This is a genomic window from Arthrobacter sp. Hb9-2 (assembly GCF_059091165.1).
Window position 1 is genome coordinate 62,544 of the sequence record NZ_JBNHGJ010000010.1, and the last position, 25,869, is coordinate 88,412.

Genomic DNA, 25,869 nt, shown 5'->3' on the forward strand with positions numbered 1-25,869 from the left:
TGTGCGCAGGTGCGTAAGGTAGACAGGGGAGACCAAACGTGGACGCGGACGGGGGAGTTGTATGTGGGGAACGGCGGCGGACGAAGGCGGCTCAACCGAGAACCTTACCGGACTGGTGGGCATAGCCGCCCGCGGCATCGAGCAGTTGGGCGAGTGGGGGGTGGGGCTCTTCACCCTTGCTGAAACCGTGGTGCCGCCCATCCCCAGCGAAGTGATTTTGCCACTTGCCGGCTACCTCGCACGGCAAGGGGCCCTGAACCTGGTCCTCGTTTTTGTCACCAGCACGCTGGGAGCCTACCTGGGTGCACTTTTCCTGTACTGGCTGGGCGCCAAGCTTGGGCTTGAGCGATCCATCCGCGGCTTATCCCGGCTGCCCCTGGTGGACCGGGAGGACTTCGAGCACGCAGCGGGCTGGTTCCGCCGTCATGGACGGTCGTCCATCTTTTTTGGCAGGTTGCTTCCGGGAGTGCGGAGCCTGATCTCCCTTCCTGCCGGGGCTTCCGCAATGCACCTTGGAACGTTCAGCCTTTACACCCTGGCAGGCAGCGGACTGTGGAACGGGGCGCTCCTGGGGCTGGGCTACCTGGTGGGCACGCAGTACAGAATTGTCGAGGAGTACTCCCGGTTCCTGAACTACGCCGTCTATGCCGCCGTGGGCGTCGCCGTGGTGCTGCTCGTGGTCAGGCGCATCAAGCGTAAGAAGGCCGCACGCTGATCCGGCTGCGGGGAAGTTCGTCCAGGAACGGCTCCGTGCCCTGTTCAGGAATCAGTGAAGTCGCCTGCATTCCGGCGGAAGTCACGTAGGATCCGGATCAGCTGATCCACATCATCCGGCCCGAATCCGGGGTCGCTGAAAACACCTGCGTTCAGTGCCGCCGTCGAACGCTTCACCAGGGTGCGGCCCTCTGCGGTGAGCTCCACCAGCGTGGTGCGGCCATCCGTAGGGTGCGGGGAGCGGCGCACCAGCCCGGCGTCCTGGAGCCGGTCCACCGCGTTGGTGATGGAGGTCGGGTGGACCTGGAGGAGCGTGCTCGCCTTCTTCATGGGAAGGGATCCGTTCCGTGCGAAGCTCAGCAGCGCGAGCAGCTCATAGCGGGCGAACGTCAGCCCGAATGGCTTGAGGGTGAGTTCGATCCTGGCCAGCAGGATCTGCTGGGTCCGCATGATCGCCGTGATGGCAGCCATCGGCGCAGCGACGTCCGCCCAGCCGCGCTCCTCCCAGTTGCGGCGGGCATCTGCAATGGGATCACGGGATAGCGGACTGCCCACAGCCAGCCTTTCGCAGAGTGATGTACCTCACGTGAGTGGTGGACCTGTGCAATATACTAGGACATCCAATGGTTCGTACAGCGGTTTGGGAGCAAGGGGGATCGCCGATGTACCCCCCGGCACATAATGCAGGAGCACCGCCGTATCCGGATGCGGACCTCATGTACATCGTGGACCTCCTGGCGGCCGCTGAGCGTGACAGGTACTTCACCATCCGCAGCTTCCTGCAATCCTCCGTCCGGCAGCCCTCCATTGAATACTGGAACCGCGAGGAGTTCCCCTTTGGCCTGCTGGCGGACATGGGAAGGTACGGCCTCGGCGCCCTGCAGCTGGATGGCAGCTCCGCCCTCTTCAAGGGCCTGATGTACGTAGAACTTGCCCGGGCGGATGTGTCCCTGTCTGCGCTGGCCGGGATCCATAACGAGTTGATTCTCGGGATGATCAGCCAACTGGGGTCCGAGGAGCAAAAGGCCCGGTGGCTGCCGGGCCTGAGAACTTTCCGCCACCTCGGAGCCTTCGCGCTGACGGAGCCGGAGCACGGCTCGGACATCGCCGGCGGGCTGGAAACCTCAGCGAGGCTCGACGGCGGCAGCTGGGTACTCAACGGGGCCAAGCGCTGGATCGGGGCGGGGACCATCGCCGATTTCGCTCTGGTATGGGCGCGGGACGAGGCGGACGGGGAAATCAAGGGTTTCATCGTTGAGACAGACCGTGCCGGCTATACCGCCACCAAGATCTCGAACAAGATCGGTCTGCGAATCATGCAGAACGCGGACATTGTGCTCGAGGACGTAAGGATTCCTGCCGCCAATCTTCTGCCCGGGGCCACCAGTTTCTCCCGAACCAACGAACTGCTCCGGGACTCCCGCGCCTGGGTTGGCTGGCAAGGTGCCGGCATCCAGCTGGCGGCCTTCGACGTCGCCCGCGCCTACACCTTGGACAGGCGGCAGTTCGGCAAGGAGCTGGCCCGATTCCAGCTGGTCCAGCAGCAGCTGGCGGACATCCTGGGCAACGCTTCCGCATCCTTGGCGCTGATGGTGCAGTTGGCCCGCATCCAGGAAGGCGGGAAGCTTGAGATGGCGCAGGCGGCCATGGCCAAAGCCACCATCACGCGTTTGGCACGTGCCTCGGTGGCTATGGGCCGTTCACTCCTGGGCGGCAATGGCATCAGCAGCGACTATGAAATGGGCAAGCTCTTCGGTGACGCCGAAATCCTTTACACCTACGAGGGCACCTACGAGATCAACTCTCTCATCGTGGGCAGGGCGGTCACCGGAAAATCCGCCTTCCTCTAAGTTCCACCTTCTTCACCCAAGCCGGGGCCGGGCCGTCGTCGCGCCGGACCGTTGTCGCGCCGGACCGTTGTCCCGCCGGCCCGGCATGGGTAGCATCAAACACTAAGCCTACTTAGTGTTTAACCCGGATGTTCGCTCGAAAGGGGAGGCGGAATGCGCGTCAAGAACTCAGTAGTGGTGATTACGGGCGCGTCCAGCGGGATCGGGAGGGCCACCGCACTGCGCTTCGCCGCCAAGGGGGCCCGGCTGGTCCTGGCTGCCCGGGGAATGGAACCACTCGAAGCCGTTGCTGCACAATGCAGGAAACGCGGCGCGAAGGCAATCGCCGTCCCCACCGACGTCACCGACCCGGGCAAGGTGGAGGCACTGGCATCCCGTGCCGTGGAGGAGTTCGGGCGGCTGGATGTGTGGGTCAACAACGCAGCGGTCGGTGCGTTCGGCCTGCTGACCGAGATTCCTCCAAAGGAGTTCCAGCGGGTACTGGATGTCAACATCGCCGGCTACGTAAATGGCGCCCGGGCGGCGCTGACCCGCCAGACAGCCCAGGGCTCTGGCACCCTGATCAATGTTTCGTCCATCGTGGCGCAAATACCGCTGCCCTACTCCGCCGCGTACTCCATTTCCAAGGCCGCGGTGCGGGCCCTCAGCATCAGCCTGCGCTCGGAATTGGCCCGCGAAGGCGTTACCGGCGTTAACGTGTGCACGGTCCTCCCGGCCACCATTGACACGCCGTTCTACCAGAACGCAGCCAACTTCACGGGCCGCCGCCCCATGGCATTGCCCCCCGTCTACACCCCGCAGCGGGTGGCGAAAGCCGTGGTGAAACTCGCTGCCCACCCGCGCCGGGAAACCGTGGCAGGAGGAGTGGCGGGCCGGCTCCTGGTCCTGCAGCACAAGTTCACGCCGGGCGCAGTGGAAGCGGCCACGGCAAGCCAGGTGGACCGCCGCCAGCTCTCGCGGCGGCGGTCAGCCACTGTGACTACAGGGAACCTTCACCAGGCGTCGCAATCCATCGGGAAGGCGTCCACCACGGGCGGATGGCACGGCCGACGGCGGACGGCGCAGCGGGCGGTAGCGGGCGCGGCAGCACTGGCGGGAGCTGCAGTGGCATTGCGGAAGCGGCTGGGCTGATTGCCGGGAGCTGTCCCCGGCCGGACATCCCGGCTCGCGCCGTTGTCCCCGCGGGTACTGCCTAGAGGTTCCTTTCGGCGTAGGCCCGCAGCGCGTCCCGGACGAAACCGGCGCCCGCCTCGCCACCGTAGTTGGCCGCGAACCTGGCGTCGGCCACGTACATCTCCGCCAGCCCCACGACATAACCCTTTACGTCCCCTCCGCTTTCCGATGCCGGAGTGCCGGGGATGGACGTCAACCAGTCAACGTGGCGCCGCGCCAGGTCCTGCGCTTCGGAGCTGTCGGCGGCGAGTCCTGATCCCGACGCTGCAATCCAGTCGCTGCCCAGCTTTTCGGCGCGGGACTTCCACTCCTGTTTCTGCTCTGTTCCCATGCCCCGCCACCATGCGTCGCTTTTGGCGTAGGCCTCCTTGCCCCAGCGCTCCTCCACCTCGTCCTTGTACTGGGTGTGGTCGAAGCCGTCAAACATCTTTTCGGCCATGAGTTCGCCTCCTCCTTTCACTGTTTCGATTGTTTGCTGTACGGACAGAACCTGGCGGGCCAGCCGCGCCTGCTCCTGCCGCAGCCAGTCCAGGTGGCGGCTCAGCGCTTTGACCGCGTCTGTCTCGTGCTGGAAGACCTCAGCGATGGCCGGCAGCCCCAGCCCGAGTCCCCGGAGCAGGAGGATCCGCTGCAGCTGCAGGAGCGCTGCCCCGTTGTAGTAGCGGTAGCCGTTACGCCCAACGCGGGTGGGCTTCAGCAGCCCGATGTCGTCATAGTGCCGGAGGGTCCGGCTTGTTGTGCCTGCCATCCTGGCGACATCCTGGATGGACCAGTCGACGGCGGCCTCCGCTTCGGTTGCTTCCATGCTTCGAGCGTAGGGGTTGACGCAGCGTCAAGGTCAAGCCGGTTTCCCGGGGTATCGGTTACGCAGTGGTCGGGTGCGGGGCGAGCGGGCGCGGGCCTGGGCGACCAGGCGCGTGAAGGCGAAGATGAAGACTGCCTCGATAAGGATCATCAGCGCCACAAGCAACCATTGTTCCTCGGCAACAAAAACGACGCAGCCTGCGAGCGCGAGCACTGTCCCGAGCACCAGGGTGTAGACGGCAAATCCGACGGCAACGCGCGCACTGCGGACGCCGGTCCGGAAACCGAAACCCTGTGGCTCTCCGCCGGGCTGTCCGGGAACGCGGTCCGGCGCGGCAGGCGGAAGCCTGTCGAACTCTTCCCACGGATCCTTCGTTGGGTCGTTGCCCGGAACGTTGTCCGGGTGCTGTCCGGTCATAGTCCAAGTATCCCAGCACCCGCCCAGGGATAGGGAGAGGGGCCAGGGAACGGGGACGGGAGCCAGGTCACCAAGCCCTGCGCGACGTTCACCGATGTCCTTGACCAAGCAGAAGCAGGGGACACAAAAACAGCGGCCCCTCCAACTGACGTTGGAGAGGCCGCTGCTGTGGCGACATTCCTCCTGCAGGTGCGGGAGGGAAGCCGAAGCCTTAGAGCGGGCGGATGTTCTCTGCCTGCGGGCCCTTGGGACCCTGGGTCACATCGAATTCAACCTTCTGGTTCTCATCGAGTGAGCGGTATCCGCTGCTGGCGATTGCTGAGTAATGGGCGAAAACGTCAGCGGACCCGTCATCGGGGGCAATGAAGCCAAAACCCTTTTCGGCGTTGAACCATTTAACTGTGCCTGTTGCCATGGCTGCATTCCTTCGTGTGACTCTGATTCTCTCCCCGGGCCACCGGCCCGAGGTGCGCGGAGAACGTCCCCCGCAGTCCCCAACGTACGGGGCCAACGCCAACCATGCAAGGGTAACGACAATAAAGTGTCGTCAGCGCATGCCCTCGCGGCGGATTGCGGTGGCAATGGCAGCGGCCCTGGTTTCCACTCCCAGCTTGGCGTAGATGTGGGCGAGGTGGGTCTTGACCGTGGCCTCCGAGATGAAGAGGCGCTGTCCGAGTTCCCGGTTGCTGAGGCCTTGCGTGAGGAGGCTGAGCAGTTCGGCCTCGCGCGGAGTGAGGATTTCGTCGGGGTTGCGCAACTGCTGGAAAAGCCGCGATGCCACCGGGGCGCTCATGACGCTCTTGCCTTGGACTGCCCCGCGGATGGCAGCGAAAATCTCATCAGGTGCGGCGTCCTTCAGCAGGTAGCCCATCGCGCCGGCGTCCACTGCCCGCACGATGTCCGCATCGGAGTCGTAGGTGGTGAACACCAGGATGGCCTGCCCTGTGTTGCGCTCGCGGATCCGCTGGATGGCCTCGATCCCGTCCATGCCCGCGCCCATGGCCAGGTCCATCACCACCACCGCGACGGCGTCCTGTTCCAGGCGTTCCAGCGCTTCCTCCCCGGAGGCTGCCTCGGCGACGACGGCGATATCAGGTTGGGTGCCCAGCAGGGCCCGCAGCCCGCTCCTCACCACCAGGTGGTCGTCCACCAGCAGCACCGTGATGGCGCTCATGCAGGGTCCTCCATGCTTGCAGGCTCCGCCGGCGCGGGCAGCTGGGCAGCGACGATGGTCCCTTCGCCGGGTGCGCTTTCCACCGAGAAAACGCCGCCCAGCTGCTCCACCCGCTGCCGCATGGCCCGCAGTCCGTAGCCTCCGGCGTCCGACGGCGGTGCTGCCGCCGCAGGATCGAAGCCGGCGCCGTCGTCGTGGACGTCCAGGGTGACGGCGTCGGGAAGGTAGCCAAGAGTTACGGTGGCGGTGGCGGCGCCCGCATGGAGCTTGATGTTTGAGGCAGCGCTTTGGACTACCCGGAGGAGGGCGTGGCGCACATCCGGCGGCACCGGCCGCCGTTCACCCGTGACCAGGATCCTGGCGTCCGGAACGTACTGCCTGGCCGCGAAAAGCAGGGCCTCAGGCAAGGGCGACGCGTCCAGTCCGGGAGAGGCAAGTTCATGGACCAGGCTCCGGGTCTCGGACAGGTTGCCCCGGAGCAACGCAGTGGCCTGGCCGAGGTCGGCGTGGGCTGAAGGACTGGGCCACGCCCTGCCGGCTGCCTCCAGCAGGAGCAGGCTGCTGGCCAGCCCCTGGGTGACGGTGTCGTGGATTTCCCGGGAGACACGCTCCCGTTCGGCGATGGTTCCTGCCCGGCGCTCGCTGGCCGCCAGTTGCCCTTGGGCGAGGGAGACTTCCGCGTGCAGGCGGCGCTGTTCCTCGGCGTCGTGCTGGATCCTGTCGTAGATCAAGGTCAGCATCAGTCCCACGGCGAGCGGGCCGAGGAGCATGGCAAGGTCAGTGCCGCTGCTCAGCCGGAACAGCCCTGCCGCGGTGGCAACAGCGGTGGCTCCTGCCGCTGCGTACGCGGCTGCACCGCTCAGTGCACTGCGGCACAGGAAGAAAAGCGCAAACGAGCACCAGGCAAAGCTCGGCGCCGCAATGACCAGGACGGCCCACACTGCAACCAGGGTGAATACCCAGGGCGCTCCCGGTTTCCCGCGCGATGAAAGGACGGCAACGGCAAAGTACAGCAGGCAGGCCGCCGCAGCCAGCCCCAGGACCAGGACGTTGTCTGCGGGGCTGTGCCGCATCACGTACCGGACAAGGGACGCCACCAGCAGGACGGCGAAGCCACCATGAACGGCGGCATCAATGCTGCGGAAGCGGGCTGCGGTGCTGGTGGACGCCCTGGTCCCGTCCGCGCCGGTCCCGCCGGGAGCGATCGAGTCGGGGAAGGATGCGGCCGGGGCGGCGCTGGCGTGGGGAGGCATGGGAATTCCGGTTCCGGTGGGGAATGCTACCCACCATGCTATTGCCCCGGCACGTGCACCGTCTCTCAACCTTTTGGCTGATACGGCTGGCCTATTGGAGCAGGACGCTACAGCCAAAGGCCCGATGGCAGGCAGCAGGAGTCCCGGAAGGATTGGGGATGAAACGAACCCCGCTCCGAATGTGGGGCTCCGAGCAAAGGAATCAGCATGAAGAAGTCCACGAAAGTTCTTGCCGCCGCAGCAGCCAGCGCCCTGGCCCTCACCGCCGGGGTAACGGTTGCCGCCAATGCTGGCGCCGGTTCCGCTCCCACTGCCGTCCCTGCTGCCGACATCCAGCCCGTACCGGAGAACGTGGTGCAGCAGAACCGTATCTCGGTCGGCGCCTCGGCCAAGGCGGTGCAAGCGGCGCTGGCCAAATGCCAGGCTGACAAACTTCCCTTTGTGACGGTGGCCCTGGTGGACCGCTTCGGGACTGTCCAGGCGCTGCTTCGGGGCGACAACGCGGCCGAGCACACCATTGAAGCCGCACAGCAGAAGGCCTACACCGCCGCCGCCTTTGGAACCCCCACCAGTGAACTGGCAAAGCGAATCAACGGAACCGGACCCAGCATCGCCGACCTCCCCGGCACCCTTTTCCTGGCGGGCGGCGTCCCGCTGAAGGTGAACGGGGTTTCGGTGGCCGGCATCGGCGTCGGCGGCGCTCCCGATGGCGCGCTGGATGAGGCCTGTGCTGCAGCCGGTGCGGACGCCATCGCTACCGCCGGTTCCGCTCAGTAGGCTAAGCGCATGAGGTGGTTCGGGGCCCTGTTTGTGGCGCTTATCCTGACCGCGTGCCAGGCGGGTCCGGGGGAGCCGCAGCAGTCGGGGTCCCCTCCGCCGTCGGTCCTGGACCCTGCGGACGCCCTACCGTCCGCAGGGTCCCCGGCATCCCCCGCGTCCCCGGCGTCCCCCGCCCCGGCTGCACCAGCCACCACGCCGCCTGCGCTCCCCGCTGAAGCGCAGGCGCAGGTTGACCAGGAGTTGATAGCCGCAGCCAAGGCCAACAACGCGCCGCTGGTCAGCCAACTGATTGCCCGTGGGGGCAATGTCAACGCCAAGGACGCCATCCAGGATTCGGCTTTCCTCTACGCGGGGGCCGAAGGATTCAATGAGGTGCTCCGGCTGACTTTGGCCGCCGGGGCCGACGTCGCGAGCACCAACCGGTACGGCGGGACAGCCCTTATTCCGGCCAGCGAACACGGCCACGTGGAGACGGTGCAGATCCTGATCGATGCAGGAGTGCCGGTGAACCATGTCAACAACCTGGGCTGGACTGCCATGCAGGAGGCCATCCTGCTGAACAACGGCGGGCCCAGGCAGCAGGAAGTGGTCCGGCTTCTCCTGGCAGCAGGCGCCGACCCCAACATCAGGGATCCGCAGGGAAGGACAGCACTGCAGAACGCCGAACGGCTGGGCTTCGCGGACATCGCCGCTTTGCTTCGCGCCCGGGATTGACTTCGATCCGCTACACAGCCTCGAGGACGCTGACGTAGTTGGCGATGCCCACGCCGCCCATGTTCTGGACCGCGGCGCGGCGGGGGTTGGCGAGCTGCATGCCGCCTGCGGTCCCGGTCAGCTGCATGGCTGTGATGACGTGCTGTGATACCCCGGTGGCTCCCACGGGATGGCCCTTGGCCTTGAGGCCGCCCGAAACGTTGACGGGCAACTTGCCGTCCTTGTACACCCAGCCCTCCTCGATGGCACGGGCACCCTGGCCCGGTTCTGTCAGGCCCATCGCCTCGTACATCAGCAGTTCGGCGATGGTGAAGCAGTCGTGCACTTCCGCGAAGTCCAGGCCCTCCAGCCCGACGCCGGCCATTTCCAGTGCGCGCTGCCAGGACACCCGGGTGGCGTTGAAGGCAACCGGGTCCCGGCGCGAGGCGGGGAAAAAGTCGTTGGCGTGGCCGAAGCCTGCCAGCCGCACAGGTGCAGTGGCACCGCCGGTCGGGGAGCTGGACAGCACGACGGCGGCGGCGCCGTCGGACACGGGGGAGCAGTCGGTGCGGCGCAGCGGCTCGGCCACCATGGGGTTCTTGTCCGAGACCGTTCGGCAGAAGTCCTCGCCCAGGTCCTTGCGCAGCTGCGCGTAGGGGTTGTCCACGCCGTTGCGGTGATTCTTCGCCGCAATGCTGCCCAGGACGTCACCCAGGGTGCGGTCGCCGTACCGCTTCCCGTAGTGCTTCGCCACCTCGGCAAAGAGCCCGGTGAAGCCGGTGGTGGAGGCCTTGCCCGCCATGTCATAGTCTGCGCCCAGCAGCCCCGCGCCTACAACGTCGGCTCCGGCATGGGTCATCTTTTCGGCGCCGATCACCAGCACCGTTTTCGCCGTGCCCGCCAGCAGGGACTTGGTGCCCTGCTGGAACGCAGCGGAACCGGAGGCGCAGGCATTTTCCACCCTGGTGGCGGAAACGTTCGCCAGATCTGCAGAGACCTGCAGCGCCAGCGACGACGGGAAGGCCAGCGGCATCATGCCCGAGTTGAACTGGCCGAGATAGATTTCGTCGATCTGGCCGGGCTCGATCCCGGCGTTCGCGATGGCCTCGGTGGCAACCTGGACGATGAGGGACTCAAGGGTTTCCTCCGTCAGTTTTCCGAAGCGGCTGTGTCCCCAGCCTGTCAGCAGGACATCCTTGCCGAACTGTTCCTGCAGGCTCATGCTGTGGCTCCTTCCAGGGCGTTGGTTGCCGGTGCTGGCGTATCCAGGGCGACGGTAAATCCGGCTTCCGTCTTTTCCCGGATCTCCTCCACGGTGACGCCCGGGGCGAGGCGGGTCAGCGTGAGCTGCCGCCCGCCGTCGTCCGTCCTGTAGAGGTCAAAGACCGCGAGGTCGCTGACGATCCGGTCCACCACCGCAAGGCCCGTCAGGGGCAGAGTGCACTCGCTCACGATCTTGGCGCTGCCGTCCTTGGCATTGTGCTCGGTGAGAACCACCACGCGGGGCGTTCCGGCCACGAGGTCCATGGCGCCGCCCATGCCCTTGACCATCTTGCCGGGGATGGTCCAGTTGGCGAGGTCACCGTTGCCGGAGACCTGCATGGCCCCGAGGATGGCTACTTTGACGTGGCCGCCCCGGATCATGCCGAAGGAGGTGGCGGAATCGAAGATGCTCCCGCCCGGCAGCACCGTGACGGTTTGTTTGCCGGCGTTGATGAGATCGGCGTCCTCCTCGCCCTCGTAGGGGAACGGTCCCATGCCGAGCAGTCCGTTTTCGCTCTGCAGCACAACCCGGACGCCGTCGGGCAGGTTGTTGGCCACCAGTGTGGGGATCCCGATGCCGAGGTTAACGTAATCGCCGTCGTTCAGTTCTTCGGCTGCGATGGCAGCCATTTCATCCCTGGTCCAGGCCATGGGGGTCTCCTTGAATGGGTAGTGGGGGTTAGGCCGGAACAGTCTCGGCAGTGCGGCGTGCTGCGGGGCGCACGGTGCGCTGCTCGATGTCCTTGACGCGGTCCCTGGCCTGCACCAGGCGCTGGACGTACACGCCGGGCGTGACGATGTGGTTGGGATCCAGTTGGCCCGGTTCCACAATCACCTCGGCCTCCGCGATGGTCAGGAGGCCGGCGGTTGCAACCACAGGGTTGAAGTTCCGGGCGGTGTAGCGATAGATCAGGTTTCCGTCCGTGTCTGCGGTGTGGGCGTGGACAAGCGCGACGTCGGCCCGAATGGCGCGCTCGCGGACGTACGTTTCGCCGTCGAACACCTCGTGTGGCTTGCCCTCGGCAACCAGGGTGCCCACACCGGTTTTGGTGTAGAAGGCGGGGATGCCGGCGCCGCCGGCGCGGAGACGCTCGGCCAGGGTTCCCTGCGGCGTGAACTCCACTTCCAGGTTGCCGGCCAGGTACTGCTCGGCGAAGAGCTTGTTTTCGCCCACGTAGCTGGCGATGACTTTGCGGACCTGGCCCGCTTCGATCAGGATGCCGAGGCCCTTCCCGTCCACTCCCATGTTGTTCGAGACCACTGTCAGGTCCTTCACGCCGGAATCGCGGACGGCCTCGATCAGGTCCGCGGGAATTCCGCTCAGGCCGAATCCGCCCACGGCAAGGGTGATGCCGTCCTGCAGTGCGCCCTCCAGGGCGACTGCGGCTGCTGGCTGAAGTTTGGACATGGCGCCTCCTCATTGAGAATCCCGCGATGGGGTCCATTTTGTGGACGCGGGGCTTGGGAAAGGACACTACGGGCGCTGCGAAAGGCCTGTCAAGCCCGGAAAATCGGGCTTACACTGCTGGTTTTACAGTGTGGACGGTAGCATTGCAGGAGTCCATAATGTGGAAGACCGGAGGGTTAAGTGACTAATTTGCCAGTACAGGGCGCCCAGGTGGTCAGCCGCATCGCCGGACTGCTGCGGCTTGTTGGCCGCAGTGCAGAGGGGCTGCCGCTGTCCGCGCTGGTGAGGGAATCGGGCCTCACCAGGCCCACCGTCCACCGGCTCCTCTCCTCCCTCGCGTCGGAGGGATTGCTGGATCACGACGCCGGCAGCGGGAACTGGGTGCTGGGCCCGGAAATGCTCCTCATGGGGTCGGTGGCTGCCGCGCGGTTTCCGCTGGAGGACCTTGCCCGGCCCAGCCTCCGAAGGCTGGCCGAGGCCACCGGTGAGAGTGCCTTCTTCTCCATCCGCCGCGGTTCCGAGACGGTATGCCTGCTGCGTGAGGAGGGGAGCTTCCCGGTCCGGTCCTTTGTGCTGCACGAGGGCGTCCGGTTCCCCCTCGGTGTGGCCTCTGCGGGCACCGCAATCATGGCGTTCCTGCCCGAGGCCGAGCAGGAGGAGTTGCTGAAGGGGTGGGCTGGACACGCAGGTGCTTTCGCCACTGCGCACACGGAGGAACTCGTCCGGGCCAACCTCGCGCAGACCAGGCTGCTGGGCTACTCGGTGAATCCGGGGCTGGTCCTCGAAGGCAGCTGGGGAATGGGCGCCGCGGTGTTTGATGCCTCAGGCAGGCCCGCCTGGGCCCTTTCCCTCACCGGGATCGAACCGCGCTTCAAGCCCGAGCGGCAGGAGGAGCTGGGCGGGCTCCTGATGGCCGAGGCGCACCGGATCACCCAGCAGCTCAGCGGGGACGGGAAGGGGCGCCGGCCGCGCTGAATTCCTACACAGCTGAATTCCTAGAGCCCTACGCGTGGCTCTTCGGGCCCCTGGTGCTTCCACCAGGTATCAAAAATGGTGACGGGGACGGTGCGCTTGTGCCGGGTCCGCAGGTACTTCTCTTCGATCAGCGCGGCAACGGATTCAGGGACGTCCCGGCCTTCCAGGTAATCGTCGATCTGGTCGTAGGTCAGGCCCAGCTCGTCCTCATCGGTGCGGCCCGGCTTGTCGTCCAGCAGGTCGGCGGTGGGTACCTTTTCCCAGACGCGGGCGGGAGCGCCGAGTTCGGCCAGCAAGGCGCGGTTCTGCCGCTTGTTCAGCCCAAACAGCGGAAGGATGTCTGCGCCGCCGTCGCCGTATTTGGTGAAGAAGCCGGTGACGGACTCCGCGCCGTGGTCGGTGCCGAGGACAAGGTAGTTGTGTTCCCCGGCCAGGGCATACTGGGCGATCATGCGGGTGCGTGCCTTGGTGTTGCCCTTGTGGAAGTCGGAGATTTCCGAGCCCACGGTCTTCTCGAATTCATCCTCGAAGCCATCCACCGCCGCCGAGATGTTGAACGTCCACTCGGTTTTGGGCTGGATGAAGTCCAGGGCAGCCTGGGCGTCTTCTTCGTCATGCTGGACGCCATAGGGCAGGCGCACGGCCACGAAGTTCGCGTCCACACCTTCGGCCTCGAGCTCCTCGACTGCCAGTTGGGCCAGTTTTCCGGCCAGGGACGAGTCCAGGCCACCTGAAATGCCCAGGACGAAGCCCTTGGTGTGGGTGGCTTTCAGGTAGTCCTTCAGGAAGGTGACGCGCTTGCGCACCTCCCCGGCGGGGTCGATCCGGGGCTGAACGCCCATTTCTTCAATGATCCTGGCCTGGAGTTCGCGCATGTGGTCCAGCCTAGCCAGCCCTGTCAATCGGCCTCAAGCATCCACACCGGCCGGCCCCCACTAAACTGGAGTCCATGACTTCCCCCAGTGAGACTGCAGTAGACGCTGCAGCCGCCCGCGCCCGCCTGCTCGAACTGATCAAGGAACTCGCCGTTGTCCGCGGCAAGGTCATCCTGTCCAGCGGAGCGGAAGCCGATTACTACATTGATCTCCGCCGCATTACGCTGCACCACGAGGCCTCCAAGCTGGTGGGACAGGTCATGCTGGCCCTGGCGGACGACGCCGGGATCGACTTCGAGTGCGCAGGCGGACTCACCATGGGGGCCGACCCTGTTGGTACCGCGGTGATGCACGCTGCCGCAGACGCCGGCCGGGCCGTTGACGCGTTTGTGGTCCGCAAGGCCCAGAAGTCCTACGGCATGGGCCGGCAGGTGGAAGGCCCGTCCGTGGAAGGCCGCAAGGTGCTTGTCCTGGAGGACACCTCCACCACGGGCGGCTCGGCGCTGACCGCCGTGGAAGGGGTCCGCAAAGCCGGCGGCAACGTTGTGGCAGTCGCCGTCATCGTGGACCGGGACACCGGGGCCAAGGAAAAGATCGAAGCGGAGACCGGCGTCCCCTACCTGTTCGCCTTCGGCAAGGATGAGCTCGGGCTTTCCTAGACCCGCCGTTGTTGGGGCCCGGGCACACACCGTGCCCGTGCCCTGATGTTGGAGCGGGAGGCAGGGCTGGCCTATCATTTGCGTTATCCCCTTAACTCCCCTGTACGGAGAACGTGCACGATGCTCCCCCCTCAACAGTCCTTAAGCGCGACCGACCAGATCCAGAACCTCATTCTGGAAAGTGCCGACTTCGAGGACTTCCTGAACGAACTGGCCCGGTTCTCCGCCCATCAGATGGCTGGCGACGGCGATGACGCACTCTGTGGCATCACCCTGCTCCGGGACCGCAAGGCGGCAACGATTGGCTGGAGCAGCGACTCTGCGCGGGAAGTGGATGAGATCCAGTACTCCTTGTCCCAGGGCCCCTGCCTGACTGCGGCGGAGGAGGAACGCGAAGTCCACGTTCCGGACCTCTTCGAGGAGGACCGCTGGGGACCGGACTACGCGTCAGCGGTGGCATCGCACGGACTGCGGTCAGTCCTGTCGCTGCCCTTCAACCTGCAGGGCGAGGCGAGAGCTGCCCTGAACCTGTATTCCGAAGTCCCCCATAAATTTGATGACCGTGCCACTGCAAAGGCCCGTGGCTACACACGGGAAATTTCGCAGGCACTGAGGCTCGCGGTGAGGTTCTCGCTTCACACGGACAGCGCTGCAAATCTTCGGGCAACCCTGGAATCCCGGACCATCATCGACATCGCCGTTGGCATTGTGATGGCACAGAACAGGTGCAGCCAGGAGGCGGCGGTCAGCATCCTCACCGAGGCCTCCAGTAACAGCAACACCAAGCTGCGGGATATCGCCAAATCGTTGGTGGACTCGGTCGGGGGTTCGGGTACGCGCACGCACTACCAGGAGCCCGGGCAGCGGCAAACCGGCCAAACCGCGTGACCAACGGCTTGTGCCTTACTCGTGCTGGAGGTTACGCTTACCGAGGTTGAGCCGTCGGCCATAGACACCCTCTTTTGGAGTACCTATGGACCGCGCACTAAACGCCTTCGTTAACCTCGATGTCCCTGCCGACATTGTCTGCATCGATGTCCGTGGGAGTTTGAACCAGGACTCCCGGCCGGGCCTGGTCCAGATCATCCGCCGGATCAGGAAAACAGGGATCCGCTCGCACATCCGCGTAGAGCTTTCCCGCGCAGCCATGGTGGAGTCTTTAGCGCTCGCGGGCCTTCGCAGTGACCTCAACGCCATTGACACCAGCATCCTGCCAGGGACTTACGGCGCAGGGGTGTCCCTTGATCTCTCGCCCGCCGGGGTGGAATGGGCTGCTGCGCCCGAACAGGCCCTGACCCTTCTTGACGGCTTCTCCGCCGGTGCCGTTTTGGACAATGGCGCCGTTGGCTACCCGGCTGCCGCTCCTGGCGACGCCGGAATCCTGCCGTTGGATCTCACGGAGTTTGAGGTGCTGTGCGGGCGCGCGCTGCAGGAGTACACGGATGAGGAGCTGCTGCTTGCCAGCGACACCCTCTTCACTCTCCTGGACAACCCGGCAGCTTTCCCGGGATTGGACCTGCTGGCCAGGTACGACGACATCGGGCACGAGATGCTGCGCCGCCAGCAGGACACCGCGGCCCCCATTCCGGCAGCCGAAGGACAGGCCGCCAGCTGATACGACGTCACTGAAAGGTTACCGGCGGCTTCTTGCGACGGTGACTTCCAGTGTGCCTACGGTAGTGGTGTGCCATATGAGGGGGAAGTAAATCCGCAGGACAGGCGCGGCGCTTCTGGAGCCCGGCTGCTGCAGGAGGCCGCTGCCCTCAAACAGTTTTCACGCCGGGGATTCCTTGCCGGGGCAGGCATGTCAGGCCTGCTCGCTGCAGACATGCTGGTCACCCGCCAGGTGCAGTCCGCCCGCCAGGTAAACCGTATCCTCCCTGTTCCCGACGACTTCGCTGATGTGTACTACCCCGACGCCAGCTGGTTCCTGTTCCCCGGCTATAAAACCAGCTGGGAGGAGGGGCAGTGGATCCTGAACTCCCTCCGGGGCACGCTGAACAAGCGCGCCAGGCTCGCCGCCGTCGGCTATTCCAACCTAGGCCTGGACATCGATGAGATCGTCATCGCCGTCATCGAGCACGTCCGCGCCCAAAAGCTGACCAAGTTGTTTTTCTACGGGCACAGCTTCGGTGGAATGGTGGCCACCCAGGTGGCCGCCCGGCTGCTGGAGCTCCATGGGGTGGGGGTGGAATTCATCGTGTTGGACTCGAGCCCGTACAGCAAGCACGACGTCCTGGACCAAAGCTGGTTCGACGGCGTGGTGTTCCTGTACGAAAGGGGTTTCCGGTTCCCGTCCACCTTCCGCGGCGGGTACGAACTGGGGGAGCGCGTCATTCACAAAGACGAACGGACGTGGCGCCAGATCCTTGACCAGACACTCGAACAGCTCTCGCCCATCGCACCGTCCAGCCTGCTCGTCCAGTCGGAGTCTGCCTACATTTACCACTTTGACGGCACCCGGTTCACCGACAAAATAGGCGACGCCAAAATGGCCTACATCGGCAACCCCCGGGACCGCACCGTGCGCTACCAGACAGCCGTGGGAGCTTGGGCGGTTGCCTTCAAGAACAACATGGTCCCCAGCGAGCTACAGACGGAAGGGGCCGTACCCGCCCACGCCAGCCCCGGGTGGAACCCGAACATCTACCGCCCCATCCTTGAAGAGCTCCTTGACGAGAACTTCCCGCTGCCCCGGGGCGGATCGCGGGTGACGGTCTTTTAGGGCGGTCCTAGATCTGGTTCTTCAGGTCAGCAACGGAATCCAACACCTGGTTGGGCCGGAAAGGATACGAACCGATCTCTTCGCGCTTGGTGATGCCGCTCAGGACCAGGACGGTGTGCAGCCCGGCTTCCATACCGGCGATGATGTCCGTGTCCATCCGGTCCCCGATCATGGCGGTGGTTTCGGAGTGCGCGTCGATCTGGTTCATGGCGGAGCGGAACATCATCGGGTTGGGCTTGCCCACGATGTACGGCTCGCGGCCGGTGGCCTTGCTGATCAATGCCGCGATGGCGCCGGTAGCAGGCATGGGCCCGTCCTTGGACGGGCCCGTGGCGTCAGGGTTCGTTGCGATGAACCGTGCCCCGGCCAGGATCAGGCGGATGGCCATGGTGATGGCCTCAAAGGAATACGTGCGGGTCTCGCCCAGCACCACAAAGTCCGGGTCCTGGTCGGTGAGGATAAAGCCGGCCTCGTGCAGCGCCGTCGTCAATCCTGCCTCGCCGATGGTGTAGGCGCGGTTCCCGGACCCAGAACCCTCCACCTGGTTCTTGAGGAACTGCGCGGTGGCAAGGGCTGAGGTCCAGATGTTCTCCTCGGGAACCTCCAGCCCGGAGGCGCGCAGCCGCGCGGCGAGGTCGCGTGGCGTGAAGATGGAGTTGTTGGTGAGCACCAGGAAGCGCTTGGATGTGTCCACCCAGCGCTGGATAAGCTCGGCGGCGCCGGGCACCGCCTGGTTTTCGTGGACCAGGACGCCGTCCATGTCCGTCAGCCAGCACTCGATGTCCTGCCCGCTGCGGTATACCGATGGTGACCCTTTAACCTTGTCCGCTTCTGCCATGCCTACCTCCGCCGGTGATGAAAGCCCGAAAGGTCCAGTCTAGTGTTGAGGGGTGAAGCAAACGCCCGGTATGACGTCCGAACCGCCTGCAGCACCTGGACCGGAACACCCGGAGGCGCCGGGCGAAAAGCCGGAAGTCGGCGTCGGACCTTGGGAAGGCGAGCTGCCGGAAGGCGACCATTGGGACCCTGACCTCCTGGCGGACGGCGACCGCCGCAATGTGCTGGACAAGTACCGCTACTGGAAGCATGACGCGATCGTGGCGGAGCTGGACTCACGGCGGCACAACTTCCACGTCGCCATCGAAAACTGGCAGCACGACCTCAACATCGGCACGGTGGTGCGCACCGCGAATGCCTTCCTCGCCAAGGAGGTGCACATCATCGGACGACGGCGGTGGAACCGCCGGGGCGCCATGGTCACCGACCGTTACCAGCACGTCCGCCACCATCCCACCGTGGAGGATTTCGTGGCCTGGGCGCAGGGGGAGGGGCTGGCGATCATCGGGATCGACATCTTCCCGGACTCCGTTCCTTTGGAGACCTATGAACTGCCCAAGGACTGCGTGCTGGTGTTTGGCCAGGAAGGGCCCGGGCTGACCCCTGAGGTCCACGAGGCCGCCCTCGCCACCTTGTCCATCGAGCAGTTCGGTTCCACCAGGTCCATCAACGCGGCCTCGGCGGCCGCAATTGCCATGCACGCCTGGGTACGCCGGCACGTGTTCAACCAGCACGTGTAGCGGGGCAGGGCCAGGGTCCGGGCGTAACCCACAGCACTCCCAGCGCGGTAATGACTAGGATGGTGCTAGCCGTAAGCGGTACTCCAGGGTTACCAGCCCACAGACGAACCTCAGCATAGGAGTCAGCATGCCCATTGCAACCCCAGAGATCTACTCCGAGATGATCGACCGCGCAAAGGCGGGCGGCTTCGCATTCCCGGCCGTGAACGTCACGTCCTCGCAGACGCTGAACGCAGCCCTCCGCGGCTTCGCCGAAGCTGAGTCCGACGGCATCGTCCAGGTCTCCACCGGCGGTGCGGCCTACTGGTCCGGCGCCTCCACCAAGGACATGGTTGCCGGTTCCCTGGGCTTCGCCGCTTTCGCCCGCGAAGTTGCCAAGAACTACAACGTCAACATCGCGCTGCACACTGACCACTGCCCCAAGGACAAGCTGGACGGTTTTGTGCTGCCCCTGCTCGCAGCTTCCGAGGCCGAGGTCAAGGCCGGCCGCAACCCGCTGTTCAACTCCCACATGTGGGACGGCTCCGCCGAGACCCTGCAGGAAAACCTGCGCATCGCCCGCGAGCTGCTCGAGCGCACCGCTGCCGCGAAGATGATCCTTGAGGTCGAGATCGGCACCGTGGGCGGCGAAGAAGACGGCGTCGAGAACGAGATCAATGAAAAGCTCTACACCACGGTCGAGGATGCCCTGGCCACCATTGAGGCATTGGGCGCCGGCGAGAACGGCCGCTACATCACGGCACTGACCTTCGGCAACGTCCACGGCGTCTACAAGCCCGGCGGCGTTAAGCTCCGCCCGGAGATCCTCAAGGACATCCAGGCACAGGTGGGCGCCAAGATCGGCAAGGACAGCCCGTTCGACCTCGTGTTCCACGGCGGTTCCGGCTCCTCCGACGAGGAAATCGCCGACGCCGTTTCCTACGGCACCATCAAGATGAACATCGACACCGACACCCAGTACGCCTACACGCGTCCGGTGGCGGACCACATGTTCCGCAACTATGACGGTGTCCTGAAGGTCGACGGCGAAGTGGGCAACAAGAAGACCTACGATCCCCGCGTCTGGGGTGCTTCGGCCGAAGCCGGCCTGGCAGCCCGCGTGGTGGAGGCGACCAAGCAGCTCGGTTCGGCCGGAAAGACCTTCTAGATGTCGGACGAGTTCCGCAAGAACCTGATGGGCCCGGAACCCACGCTCCTGCCTGCCGAGACGGAGGTCTACCAGCAGCTGGAAGCCGGCCAGGAAGCCCTGGACCTGGTGGAGAAGCACCCCACTTCCTCGTTGTTGTGGGCCGTCCTGGCTGAAGAGGCCTGGGCCGAGGGACGCACCATCGATTCCTACGCTTACTCACGCGTGGGCTACCACCGTGGGCTGGACTCGCTGCGGCGCAACGGCTGGCGCGGCGTCGGCCCGATCCCGTGGGAGCATGAGCCCAACCGCGGCTTCCTGCGGGCGCTGTACTCGCTGGGGCGGGCTGCTGCGGCGATTGGCGAGGCGGAGGAGCCGGAACGGATCGAGAAGTTCCTGAACGACTCGGACCCCACGGCGAAAGCAGCCATCGAAGGCGAGTAATACGCATTGCGGTAAAGAACGACGACGGCCGGTCACCTTCTTTGGAAAGGTGACCGGCCGTCGTCGTACGTGCAGGAGTTTTTGTCCAGATACGCAGCTCAAAACGCTGTTTTGGCCTGCATATCTGGACAAAACTCACAGGTTTGAGGGGATTAGCTGGCTTTCTGCAGGCCCGTCCGCGCCATCGCGTCGGCGTAGGCCACGCGCATGTCCTCGAGGTACTCCTCCTGGCGGGCGGGCGAGCCGGCGAACGCGCGGCCGCTGAGGGAGCGCACCTTGTAGGTCTTCAGTCCGCGACGCCAGAGCAGCGGCACCTCCGTCTTCAGCAGCAGGTTCGCCAGGCGGTTGGCCTCCGTGCCGTGGGCCACGATCACCGAGGCACGCGGAACCAATGCCAGGAACTTCAGCAGCGGCTTGAGGCCCGCGGAAATCTGGTCCGGCGTGAACTTCCCGTTGGCCTCCCCGGCGACGTGCCAGGGATGGACGTTCCACGGCATAACGAACTCCGGCCGCAGCCCCAGCTTCCACTGGATCCCCAGCATCCGGGTGGCGGCGTCGTGGTCGCCGGCGGTGATGAATCCGGACGGGTCGGCCTCGCCGATGTTCGAGTACAGGCTGATGATGCGGCACTCGTCGACGTCGTGCATGGGGTCCACGTAGGGCACGATGGTGCCCGGCTTGGTCCCCTGCAGGGAATCGCACAGTTCGTTGACGGCTGCAACATTCGGTTCGTAGCGGCGGTTCAGAAGCTGATCATGGAAAGATTCGGGTGCCAGGGCTGTCATGTAGTGCTGGGTCTCCTGCGGGGATTGGTGTTGCTGCCACCGCGAAAATGGGCGCACAATGGCGCAGCAGATCCGAAGTGGTTGAAATGGGGCGGACCGATTCCTGGTCGGCCTTTACCAGTTTAGCAAGCCCTGCGAAACGAAACGCCGGTCCCGCGCACCCAATCCAAGCGGGGCACGGAACCGGCGGTTTGCGTTTTCTGTTCCGGGCTACCAGAGCCGCTTGGTGGCCCGGCTCGCACCCTCGCCCAAGGCTTCCAGCTTCGTGAAGGCGATCTGCGGGTGGACCCTGCCGCCCAGGCCGCAGTCGGTGGAGGCGATGACGTTCTCCCGGCCCACAACGTCTGCGAACCGTACGATCCTGTCTGCCACCAGGTCCGGGTGCTCCACCACATTGGTGGCGTGCGAGACGATACCCGGGATGATGACCTTGCCCTCGGGGAGCTTGGTCTCCTCCCAAACCCGCCACTCGTGCTCGTGGCGGACGTTGGCAGCCTCGAAGGAGTAGCCCCCGGCGTTGATCTGCAGCATCGTGTCCACCAGGTCCGCAAGGGGAAGGTCGGTGGTGTGCGGGCCGTGCCAGGAGCCCCAGCAGAGGTGGAACCGGACCTGCTCCTCGGGAAGGCCGCGGAGGGCGTAGTTCAGGGCTTCCACGCGGATTTGGGTGAACTTCAGGTAGTCGGCCACACTCGGCTCGGGGCTGATCTGGTCCCAGTTCTCGGCGATGGAGGGATCGTCGATCTGGAGGATCAGGCCGGCGTCGATGATGGCCTTGTACTCTTCACGGAGCGCGTCGGCGCAGGCGTAGATGTATTCCTCCTCCGTGGCGTAGTACTCGTTGGTGATGCGTGAGGCGCTCCCGGGGGAGAGTGCGGCAACAAACCCTTCCTTCAGACCGGCGGCGGCCAGGCCTGCTTTCAGGTTTGCAATGTCGGAGGCGACGGCGTCCTGGCCCGTGTAGACGAGCGGTCCAGTGACCTTGGGGAAGGGCTTGGGGCCACCGGTGAAGATGCCGCTGGTGGGATCGTTGTAGGCCTCTGCAAAGTGGGTGCGGTCGCGGCGATGGATGAAGCCGGTGAGCTGTACGTTGCCCGGGGTGGATTCCTTCGGTTCAACCGCCCACTTGGCGTCGTTGTCCAGTTCCAGCCCGCCCATGCGTGCGAAGGAATAGGACCACCATGCGCCATAGTCCACAGCGGCGGACATCGCGTGCCCGTATTCGCCGTCGTTGGGGATGTCGATGCCGAGGCCCTGCTGGCGCTGGACCAGGTCCACCACGGAAGCGGTAAGGAGTTCGTTGAAGCCCCCGACATCGGAAGGGTTCTCTTCGCGGGCGGCGTTGGCGGCGATCAGCTCAGGGGTACGCGGCAACGATCCGGCGTGGGTGACGCGGATGTGGTCTGTGTTCAGGGACATGCTGGATTTCCTTTCCATCGGTCCTGGCAGTAGCACCTTCGCAGGCAGGACGTACCTGCACTCTGTGGGGTTGCTGCGGCGTCATCGATCCAGGTCTCTCGGCCGCTCCGGATGGGCACTCTCACTTAAATGCACCGGTACGCCCGGGAGCAAATCCGCTTTCGGATTGTGTCGGCGGGGACACGAGAGCCGGAGCTTTCAGAACGTAATAACTGGCTGCAGATTGGTGTCACCTCATTGACAGCCTTTGTCGAGGTTGGTTGTCTTTTGTCACAGCTCGCGATGGGGGACATGGCGGGCTGGACGCACCTAATGCACTCGAAAGAGGTACCGCACCGTGAGAAAAACCCTGGCAACCTTCAGGACCCTGGCAGTTTCCGGAGCCCTGGCACTGGCAGCAGTAGCCGCGCCGGCACCGGCGATGGCCGTGGGCGAAGGCCCCAACTATGACGGCAACGGCCAAATCACCACATCGAAGCTTGCCACCTACGAGCAGATGGTCTCCTTCCTCAAGGACCAGGACGCCCGCCAGGGCGCCATGGAGCTGGAGGTCATCGGCCAGACCGTGAAGGGCCGGGACATACACCTGGTCAAGTACATGTCGGACCCGGCCAAGCCCACCATCCTTTACCTGACGCAGCAGCACGGCAACGAGCAGCTCACCACCGAGGGCGCGCTGGAATTCGTCAAGCACCTGGGCACCGGCAAGTCCGCAGACATTCTCGGCGGCGCGAACATCCTGATCGTTCCCATGCTTAATGCGGACGGCGCCATGGGGGACGTGAACTTCCCGCTGGACGACTACCTGGCCAAGGGTGACCGCAACATGACGCGGTACAACGCCGAAGAAGTGGACCTCAACCGCGACCACGTAGCCAAGGTCCAGCCGGAAACGCAGGCGCTGCACAATAACGTGATGCGCAAGTACCGGATCGATTACATGATCGATCTGCACCACCAAGGCACCCGCAGCGAACGCGACGGCAAGCTGGTTTCCGGGTCCATCCTGTACCCCACCACGCCGAACGCCGATCCCGCAGTTGTTGAAAAGTCCAAGCAGTTGGGCGCCGTCGTCTTCGATAACGTCGACTCCACCGGTTGGGGCCACCTCGGCAAGTACGTCGGCGGCAGCGCCGAAACGATCAGCCGCAACGGCATTGCCGTGGAATACGGGATCGCTACGCTGCTGTTTGAGATGCGTGGCATGTCCGACCACTATCTGGACGGCTACGCCCTGGGGCTCCGAAGCAACGGATACCTGATCAAGCAAACGGTCACCACCCTCACCGCAACCGCCGCAGCAATCGCTGATGGATCAATTGCCGACGCCGACACCTCCTTCTGGGACAGCCTCGCCACCCAGACCTCCCGCCCCGGCGAGGAAGCTGACGACGAGTAGCGTCACCGCTGACAGCCCGCCGCGGTCCTTTGCCGCGCAGGAGTCCTTTACCCTGCAAGAAGGACCGCGGCGGCCCAACGAGTGGACAAAGTCCCTCATCGGCTAAACTTGGGTGGTAAGAGCCCCGGAACTCTTGCGTCGCTGTGCCGCCCGCGGACCAGCGAAGGCCGGTTTATTCGGGGCATTCTCATGAACGGCGCTGCACCAGGCCGCCACGTTGTGGCATGGCACGGGCAGCCCGAACGAATGGGGGAGGATCCCATGCCAGCAATTGTGATCGTAGGAGCCCAGTGGGGCGACGAAGGAAAAGGCAAGGCGACCGACCTGCTGGGCGGCCGCGTTGACTACGTCGTCAAGCCCAACGGCGGCAACAACGCCGGGCACACCGTCGTCGTAGGCGGTGAAAAATACGAACTCAAGCTGCTTCCGGCAGGCATCCTCAGCCCCAACGCGGTACCCATCATCGGCAACGGCTGCGTTGTTAACCTCGAGGCGCTGTTCCAGGAGATCGAAGGCCTCCAGGCCCGCGGCGCCGACACTTCAAAGCTTCGCGTCTCTGCGAACGCACACCTTGTTGCTCCCTACCACCAGGTGCTGGACAAAGTGACGGAGCGCTTCCTTGGCAGCCGCGCCATCGGGACCACGGGCCGTGGCATCGGCCCCGCCTACATGGACAAGGTGGCCCGCCTGGGCATCCGGGTCCAGGACGTGTTTGACGAGTCAATCCTCCGCCAGAAGGTGGAAGGTTCGCTGCGCCAGAAGAATGAACTCCTGGTCAAGGTCTACAACCGCCGCGGCGTGCTCGTGGATGAGATCGTGGAGTACTTCCTGTCCTTCGCCGACCGGCTCCGCCCGCTGGTCATCGACAGCACCCTGGTCCTCAACTCTGCCCTGGACGAGGGCAAGGTGGTCCTGATGGAAGGCGGCCAGGCGACTTTCCTGGACGTGGACCACGGAACCTACCCGTTCGTCACCTCCTCCAACCCCACGGCCGGCGGAGCCTCCGTGGGGTCGGGCATCGGGCCAACCCGCATCTCCCGCTCCATCGGCATTATCAAGGCGTACACCACACGCGTTGGCGCCGGCCCGTTTCCCACGGAGCTTTTCGACGAGATGGGCGTCTACCTGCAGAAAACCGGCGGTGAATTCGGCGTCAACACCGGCCGGCCGCGCCGCTGCGGATGGTACGACGCCGTCCTGGCCCGCCACGCCTCACGCGTCAACGGCTTCACGGACTACTTCGTCACCAAGCTGGACGTGCTCACCGGCATCGAGCAGATCCCCGTGTGCGTTGCCTATGACGTCGATGGCGTGCGCCACGACGAAATGCCCATGACGCAGACCGAGTTCCACCACGCAGTGCCAATCTTCGAATACTTCGAGGGCTGGACAGAGGACATCACGGGTGCGCGGACCCTGGCGGACCTGCCGGAGAACGCACGCAACTATGTGCTGGCCCTGGAGAAACTGTCCGGGACGCGCTTCTCCGCCATCGGTGTCGGACCGGACCGGGACCAGACCATTGTGGTGAACGACCTCATCAACGACTGACGCGTCAGCAATTACGACGGCGGCGGGCCACCCATAAAGGGTGGCCCGCCGTTGGCTTTCGCCGCGGAAGGGGCGTGGGCTGCAATTTACACAGGGTTAACCCGGCCGGTCTTGTGAGGTGTCCGGCGGCGGCCGCAGACTCTTTAACACCAGGTGAACTGATCACCACACGGTTCCACACAAACCCCTCGGAGAGAACGCAGCGATGCGTCCGGACGACCCGGCCAAAGACGTCGCCAGCAGGATCCCCGTAGACGGAAGGATTCGCTATGGCCGGAAAGTTCGAAGTGTTTGTCGACGCGGACTCGCTGTTCAGGTTCCGCCTGCTGGCAGCCGACGGCACAATCATGGCTGTTTCCCAGGCGTTTGAGGACAAGCGCGCAGTGGCCGCCGGGATCGCAGCAGTACGCGAGTGCGCCGGGACCGGGCTGGTCACCGATCTTTCCTCGTCCGGCGCTGTTGCCCGGCCCGTTCCTGCGGCTGTCCACAGGGCCGCAACCGTTGAAGCCAAGCCCGATTGCGGGCCGCGGATTCCAGTCAAAGTGTACGCCTTCACCCATGCCAGGGGACCGCGCCAACTGGCCGTTGCGCCGCGCTGATTCCGCGTCTCCGACTCCTCGCCACCAGCTCCGAAAGTTCTGCAAAAAAACTTTTGAAACCGCGTAACCCTTTGGGCGGCCCTGACGATTACCCCTATGTAGCGCCGGCCTGGAACGTGTCCCCCATCACGTTCCAGGCCGGCTCTTTCACTTCCCGGTGCCAAAGGCAGTTGCGGCAACTGGCCGCAGCGCTTTGCGTGGCTGGCTC

At 64.9% G+C, this 25,869-nt stretch carries 29 protein-coding genes and 1 riboswitch; of the genes, 16 read left to right on the plus strand and 13 right to left on the minus strand.

Features of this window, described 5'->3' with window-relative positions; translation table 11 throughout:
- Positions 1-61: 61 nt before the first annotated feature.
- Positions 62-715: a DedA family protein gene (locus AC5RV1_RS08065; protein WP_493946205.1), complete on the plus strand. Its 654-nt coding sequence runs from the start codon at positions 62-64 to the stop codon at positions 713-715.
- 44 nt (positions 716-759) lie between these two features.
- Here AC5RV1_RS08065 and AC5RV1_RS08070 read toward each other — a convergent pair whose 3' ends face one another.
- The gene (locus tag AC5RV1_RS08070) at positions 760-1,269 is read right to left on the minus strand and encodes a MarR family winged helix-turn-helix transcriptional regulator (RefSeq protein ID WP_493994139.1); all 510 of its coding nucleotides are present in this window, start codon (positions 1,267-1,269) and stop codon (positions 760-762) included.
- Between the two features lie 107 nt (positions 1,270-1,376).
- Here AC5RV1_RS08070 and AC5RV1_RS08075 point away from each other — a divergent pair, with 107 nt between their 5' ends.
- Together AC5RV1_RS08075 and AC5RV1_RS08080 are read left to right on the plus strand one after the other, a co-directional pair.
- Positions 1,377-2,564 (plus strand): acyl-CoA dehydrogenase family protein, encoded by a 1,188-nt coding sequence (locus tag AC5RV1_RS08075; RefSeq protein WP_493946207.1) that lies wholly within the window; start codon positions 1,377-1,379, stop codon positions 2,562-2,564.
- Positions 2,565-2,717: 153 nt separating this feature from the next.
- Complete coding sequence (locus AC5RV1_RS08080) at positions 2,718-3,695, plus strand: SDR family oxidoreductase (RefSeq protein ID WP_493994140.1); 978 nt, start codon at positions 2,718-2,720, stop codon at positions 3,693-3,695.
- A gap of 61 nt (positions 3,696-3,756) precedes the next feature.
- On the opposite strand, the gene AC5RV1_RS08085 is transcribed toward AC5RV1_RS08080, so the two are convergent.
- The 5 genes from AC5RV1_RS08085 to AC5RV1_RS08105 form a co-directional block, all read right to left on the minus strand.
- Positions 3,757-4,542 (minus strand): MerR family transcriptional regulator, encoded by a 786-nt coding sequence (locus tag AC5RV1_RS08085; protein ID WP_493994141.1) that lies wholly within the window; start codon positions 4,540-4,542, stop codon positions 3,757-3,759.
- A 33-nt stretch (positions 4,543-4,575) separates the two neighbouring features.
- Positions 4,576-4,959, minus strand: a complete 384-nt coding sequence (locus tag AC5RV1_RS08090) for a hypothetical protein (RefSeq protein WP_493946210.1) — start codon at positions 4,957-4,959, stop codon at positions 4,576-4,578.
- Positions 4,960-5,170: 211 nt separating this feature from the next.
- Complete coding sequence (locus tag AC5RV1_RS08095; RefSeq protein WP_013599688.1) at positions 5,171-5,374, minus strand: cold-shock protein; 204 nt, start codon at positions 5,372-5,374, stop codon at positions 5,171-5,173.
- A gap of 132 nt (positions 5,375-5,506) precedes the next feature.
- The gene (locus tag AC5RV1_RS08100) at positions 5,507-6,133 is read right to left on the minus strand and encodes a response regulator (protein ID WP_493994142.1); all 627 of its coding nucleotides are present in this window, start codon (positions 6,131-6,133) and stop codon (positions 5,507-5,509) included.
- Positions 6,130-7,386 carry a sensor histidine kinase gene (locus AC5RV1_RS08105; RefSeq protein WP_493994143.1) on the minus strand — a complete coding sequence of 419 codons (1,257 nt, stop codon included), beginning with the start codon at positions 7,384-7,386 and terminating at the stop codon, positions 6,130-6,132. The genes AC5RV1_RS08100 and AC5RV1_RS08105 overlap by 4 nt, the downstream gene beginning before the upstream one ends.
- Before the next feature lie 207 nt (positions 7,387-7,593).
- Between AC5RV1_RS08105 and AC5RV1_RS08110 the strand changes: the two genes are divergently transcribed.
- Together AC5RV1_RS08110 and AC5RV1_RS08115 are read left to right on the plus strand one after the other, a co-directional pair.
- Complete coding sequence (locus AC5RV1_RS08110) at positions 7,594-8,163, plus strand: GlcG/HbpS family heme-binding protein (protein ID WP_493946213.1); 570 nt, start codon at positions 7,594-7,596, stop codon at positions 8,161-8,163.
- A 9-nt stretch (positions 8,164-8,172) separates the two neighbouring features.
- Complete coding sequence (locus AC5RV1_RS08115) at positions 8,173-8,880, plus strand: ankyrin repeat domain-containing protein (protein WP_493946214.1); 708 nt, start codon at positions 8,173-8,175, stop codon at positions 8,878-8,880.
- 10 nt (positions 8,881-8,890) lie between these two features.
- On the opposite strand, the gene AC5RV1_RS08120 is transcribed toward AC5RV1_RS08115, so the two are convergent.
- Genes AC5RV1_RS08120 through AC5RV1_RS08130 form a run of 3 tightly spaced genes read right to left on the minus strand, consistent with a single transcriptional unit; the run spans position 8,891 to position 11,530 of the window.
- Positions 8,891-10,081, minus strand: a complete 1,191-nt coding sequence (locus AC5RV1_RS08120) for an acetyl-CoA acetyltransferase (protein WP_493994144.1) — start codon at positions 10,079-10,081, stop codon at positions 8,891-8,893.
- Positions 10,078-10,773, minus strand: coding sequence for a CoA transferase subunit B (locus AC5RV1_RS08125; RefSeq protein WP_493994145.1), 696 nt, complete (start codon positions 10,771-10,773; stop codon positions 10,078-10,080). Before AC5RV1_RS08125 ends, AC5RV1_RS08120 begins: the two co-directional genes overlap by 4 nt.
- A gap of 28 nt (positions 10,774-10,801) precedes the next feature.
- Positions 10,802-11,530: a CoA transferase subunit A gene (locus AC5RV1_RS08130; protein WP_493994146.1), complete on the minus strand. Its 729-nt coding sequence runs from the start codon at positions 11,528-11,530 to the stop codon at positions 10,802-10,804.
- Positions 11,531-11,710: 180 nt separating this feature from the next.
- Here AC5RV1_RS08130 and AC5RV1_RS08135 point away from each other — a divergent pair, with 180 nt between their 5' ends.
- A complete protein-coding gene (locus tag AC5RV1_RS08135; protein WP_493994147.1) occupies positions 11,711-12,505 on the plus strand; it encodes an IclR family transcriptional regulator in 795 nt (264 codons plus the stop codon).
- A gap of 20 nt (positions 12,506-12,525) precedes the next feature.
- Here AC5RV1_RS08135 and nadE read toward each other — a convergent pair whose 3' ends face one another.
- Positions 12,526-13,380: an NAD(+) synthase gene (nadE, locus tag AC5RV1_RS08140; RefSeq protein WP_493946219.1), complete on the minus strand. Its 855-nt coding sequence runs from the start codon at positions 13,378-13,380 to the stop codon at positions 12,526-12,528.
- Between the two features lie 74 nt (positions 13,381-13,454).
- Between nadE and pyrE the strand changes: the two genes are divergently transcribed.
- The 4 genes from pyrE (at position 13,455) to AC5RV1_RS08160 (ending at position 16,764) form a co-directional block, all read left to right on the plus strand.
- Positions 13,455-14,039: an orotate phosphoribosyltransferase gene (gene pyrE / locus AC5RV1_RS08145; RefSeq protein ID WP_493946220.1), complete on the plus strand. Its 585-nt coding sequence runs from the start codon at positions 13,455-13,457 to the stop codon at positions 14,037-14,039.
- Between the two features lie 120 nt (positions 14,040-14,159).
- Positions 14,160-14,927 (plus strand): GAF and ANTAR domain-containing protein, encoded by a 768-nt coding sequence (locus tag AC5RV1_RS08150; protein ID WP_493946221.1) that lies wholly within the window; start codon positions 14,160-14,162, stop codon positions 14,925-14,927.
- A gap of 85 nt (positions 14,928-15,012) precedes the next feature.
- The gene (locus AC5RV1_RS08155) at positions 15,013-15,654 is read left to right on the plus strand and encodes a hypothetical protein (RefSeq protein ID WP_493946222.1); all 642 of its coding nucleotides are present in this window, start codon (positions 15,013-15,015) and stop codon (positions 15,652-15,654) included.
- A gap of 69 nt (positions 15,655-15,723) precedes the next feature.
- Positions 15,724-16,764: an alpha/beta fold hydrolase gene (locus AC5RV1_RS08160; RefSeq protein ID WP_493994148.1), complete on the plus strand. Its 1,041-nt coding sequence runs from the start codon at positions 15,724-15,726 to the stop codon at positions 16,762-16,764.
- Between the two features lie 7 nt (positions 16,765-16,771).
- On the opposite strand, the gene AC5RV1_RS08165 is transcribed toward AC5RV1_RS08160, so the two are convergent.
- Positions 16,772-17,602 carry an HAD-IIA family hydrolase gene (locus AC5RV1_RS08165; RefSeq protein WP_104043233.1) on the minus strand — a complete coding sequence of 277 codons (831 nt, stop codon included), beginning with the start codon at positions 17,600-17,602 and terminating at the stop codon, positions 16,772-16,774.
- A gap of 70 nt (positions 17,603-17,672) precedes the next feature.
- Between AC5RV1_RS08165 and AC5RV1_RS08170 the strand changes: the two genes are divergently transcribed.
- From AC5RV1_RS08170 to AC5RV1_RS08180, 3 genes are all read left to right on the plus strand, one after another.
- The gene (locus tag AC5RV1_RS08170; protein WP_493946225.1) at positions 17,673-18,341 is read left to right on the plus strand and encodes a TrmH family RNA methyltransferase; all 669 of its coding nucleotides are present in this window, start codon (positions 17,673-17,675) and stop codon (positions 18,339-18,341) included.
- A gap of 127 nt (positions 18,342-18,468) precedes the next feature.
- Positions 18,469-19,488, plus strand: coding sequence for a class II fructose-bisphosphate aldolase (gene fbaA / locus AC5RV1_RS08175; protein ID WP_493994149.1), 1,020 nt, complete (start codon positions 18,469-18,471; stop codon positions 19,486-19,488).
- Positions 19,489-19,911, plus strand: coding sequence for a DUF3151 domain-containing protein (locus AC5RV1_RS08180; RefSeq protein ID WP_493946226.1), 423 nt, complete (start codon positions 19,489-19,491; stop codon positions 19,909-19,911).
- 152 nt (positions 19,912-20,063) lie between these two features.
- Here the strand turns inward: AC5RV1_RS08180 and AC5RV1_RS08185 are convergent, their stop codons facing one another.
- Together AC5RV1_RS08185 and AC5RV1_RS08190 are read right to left on the minus strand one after the other, a co-directional pair.
- Positions 20,064-20,696: a uracil-DNA glycosylase family protein gene (locus AC5RV1_RS08185; protein WP_493946227.1), complete on the minus strand. Its 633-nt coding sequence runs from the start codon at positions 20,694-20,696 to the stop codon at positions 20,064-20,066.
- A gap of 210 nt (positions 20,697-20,906) precedes the next feature.
- Complete coding sequence (locus AC5RV1_RS08190; RefSeq protein ID WP_493994150.1) at positions 20,907-22,112, minus strand: cobalamin-independent methionine synthase II family protein; 1,206 nt, start codon at positions 22,110-22,112, stop codon at positions 20,907-20,909.
- An 11-nt stretch (positions 22,113-22,123) separates the two neighbouring features.
- Positions 22,124-22,230: riboswitch (SAM riboswitch) on the minus strand.
- Between the two features lie 219 nt (positions 22,231-22,449).
- On the opposite strand from AC5RV1_RS08190, the gene AC5RV1_RS08195 reads away from it, so the two are divergent.
- From AC5RV1_RS08195 to AC5RV1_RS08205, 3 genes are all read left to right on the plus strand, one after another.
- The gene (locus AC5RV1_RS08195; protein ID WP_163166588.1) at positions 22,450-23,511 is read left to right on the plus strand and encodes a M14 family zinc carboxypeptidase; all 1,062 of its coding nucleotides are present in this window, start codon (positions 22,450-22,452) and stop codon (positions 23,509-23,511) included.
- A 261-nt stretch (positions 23,512-23,772) separates the two neighbouring features.
- Positions 23,773-25,062, plus strand: coding sequence for an adenylosuccinate synthase (locus tag AC5RV1_RS08200; protein WP_163166586.1), 1,290 nt, complete (start codon positions 23,773-23,775; stop codon positions 25,060-25,062).
- A 269-nt stretch (positions 25,063-25,331) separates the two neighbouring features.
- Positions 25,332-25,661: a YegP family protein gene (locus AC5RV1_RS08205; RefSeq protein WP_493994151.1), complete on the plus strand. Its 330-nt coding sequence runs from the start codon at positions 25,332-25,334 to the stop codon at positions 25,659-25,661.
- Positions 25,662-25,869 lie beyond the last annotated feature (208 nt).

What these genes read in the sequence shown, in the direction of transcription:
- AC5RV1_RS08200 (WP_163166586.1), top strand. Translation starts at nt 23,773, where the DNA reads ATGCCAGCAATTGTGATCGTAGGAGCCCAGTGGGGCGACGAAGGAAAA.
- nadE (WP_493946219.1), bottom strand. Translation starts at nt 13,380, where the DNA reads ATGCGCGAACTCCAGGCCAGGATCATTGAAGAAATGGGCGTTCAGCCC.
- AC5RV1_RS08090 (WP_493946210.1), bottom strand. Translation starts at nt 4,959, where the DNA reads ATGACCGGACAGCACCCGGACAACGTTCCGGGCAACGACCCAACGAAG.
- AC5RV1_RS08125 (WP_493994145.1), bottom strand. Translation starts at nt 10,773, where the DNA reads ATGGCCTGGACCAGGGATGAAATGGCTGCCATCGCAGCCGAAGAACTG.
- AC5RV1_RS08155 (WP_493946222.1), top strand. Translation starts at nt 15,013, where the DNA reads ATGGACCGCGCACTAAACGCCTTCGTTAACCTCGATGTCCCTGCCGAC.
- AC5RV1_RS08085 (WP_493994141.1), bottom strand. Translation starts at nt 4,542, where the DNA reads ATGGAAGCAACCGAAGCGGAGGCCGCCGTCGACTGGTCCATCCAGGAT.
- AC5RV1_RS08115 (WP_493946214.1), top strand. Translation starts at nt 8,173, where the DNA reads ATGAGGTGGTTCGGGGCCCTGTTTGTGGCGCTTATCCTGACCGCGTGC.
- AC5RV1_RS08065 (WP_493946205.1), top strand. Translation starts at nt 62, where the DNA reads ATGTGGGGAACGGCGGCGGACGAAGGCGGCTCAACCGAGAACCTTACC.
- AC5RV1_RS08120 (WP_493994144.1), bottom strand. Translation starts at nt 10,081, where the DNA reads ATGAGCCTGCAGGAACAGTTCGGCAAGGATGTCCTGCTGACAGGCTGG.
- AC5RV1_RS08185 (WP_493946227.1), bottom strand. Translation starts at nt 20,696, where the DNA reads ATGACAGCCCTGGCACCCGAATCTTTCCATGATCAGCTTCTGAACCGC.
- AC5RV1_RS08165 (WP_104043233.1), bottom strand. Translation starts at nt 17,602, where the DNA reads ATGGCAGAAGCGGACAAGGTTAAAGGGTCACCATCGGTATACCGCAGC.
- pyrE (WP_493946220.1), top strand. Translation starts at nt 13,455, where the DNA reads ATGACTTCCCCCAGTGAGACTGCAGTAGACGCTGCAGCCGCCCGCGCC.
- AC5RV1_RS08205 (WP_493994151.1), top strand. Translation starts at nt 25,332, where the DNA reads ATGGCCGGAAAGTTCGAAGTGTTTGTCGACGCGGACTCGCTGTTCAGG.
- fbaA (WP_493994149.1), top strand. Translation starts at nt 18,469, where the DNA reads ATGCCCATTGCAACCCCAGAGATCTACTCCGAGATGATCGACCGCGCA.
- AC5RV1_RS08130 (WP_493994146.1), bottom strand. Translation starts at nt 11,530, where the DNA reads ATGTCCAAACTTCAGCCAGCAGCCGCAGTCGCCCTGGAGGGCGCACTG.
- AC5RV1_RS08105 (WP_493994143.1), bottom strand. Translation starts at nt 7,386, where the DNA reads ATGCCTCCCCACGCCAGCGCCGCCCCGGCCGCATCCTTCCCCGACTCG.
- AC5RV1_RS08095 (WP_013599688.1), bottom strand. Translation starts at nt 5,374, where the DNA reads ATGGCAACAGGCACAGTTAAATGGTTCAACGCCGAAAAGGGTTTTGGC.
- AC5RV1_RS08100 (WP_493994142.1), bottom strand. Translation starts at nt 6,133, where the DNA reads ATGAGCGCCATCACGGTGCTGCTGGTGGACGACCACCTGGTGGTGAGG.
- AC5RV1_RS08180 (WP_493946226.1), top strand. Translation starts at nt 19,489, where the DNA reads ATGTCGGACGAGTTCCGCAAGAACCTGATGGGCCCGGAACCCACGCTC.
- AC5RV1_RS08110 (WP_493946213.1), top strand. Translation starts at nt 7,594, where the DNA reads ATGAAGAAGTCCACGAAAGTTCTTGCCGCCGCAGCAGCCAGCGCCCTG.
- AC5RV1_RS08170 (WP_493946225.1), top strand. Translation starts at nt 17,673, where the DNA reads ATGACGTCCGAACCGCCTGCAGCACCTGGACCGGAACACCCGGAGGCG.
- AC5RV1_RS08150 (WP_493946221.1), top strand. Translation starts at nt 14,160, where the DNA reads ATGCTCCCCCCTCAACAGTCCTTAAGCGCGACCGACCAGATCCAGAAC.
- AC5RV1_RS08190 (WP_493994150.1), bottom strand. Translation starts at nt 22,112, where the DNA reads ATGTCCCTGAACACAGACCACATCCGCGTCACCCACGCCGGATCGTTG.
- AC5RV1_RS08075 (WP_493946207.1), top strand. Translation starts at nt 1,377, where the DNA reads ATGTACCCCCCGGCACATAATGCAGGAGCACCGCCGTATCCGGATGCG.
- AC5RV1_RS08080 (WP_493994140.1), top strand. Translation starts at nt 2,718, where the DNA reads ATGCGCGTCAAGAACTCAGTAGTGGTGATTACGGGCGCGTCCAGCGGG.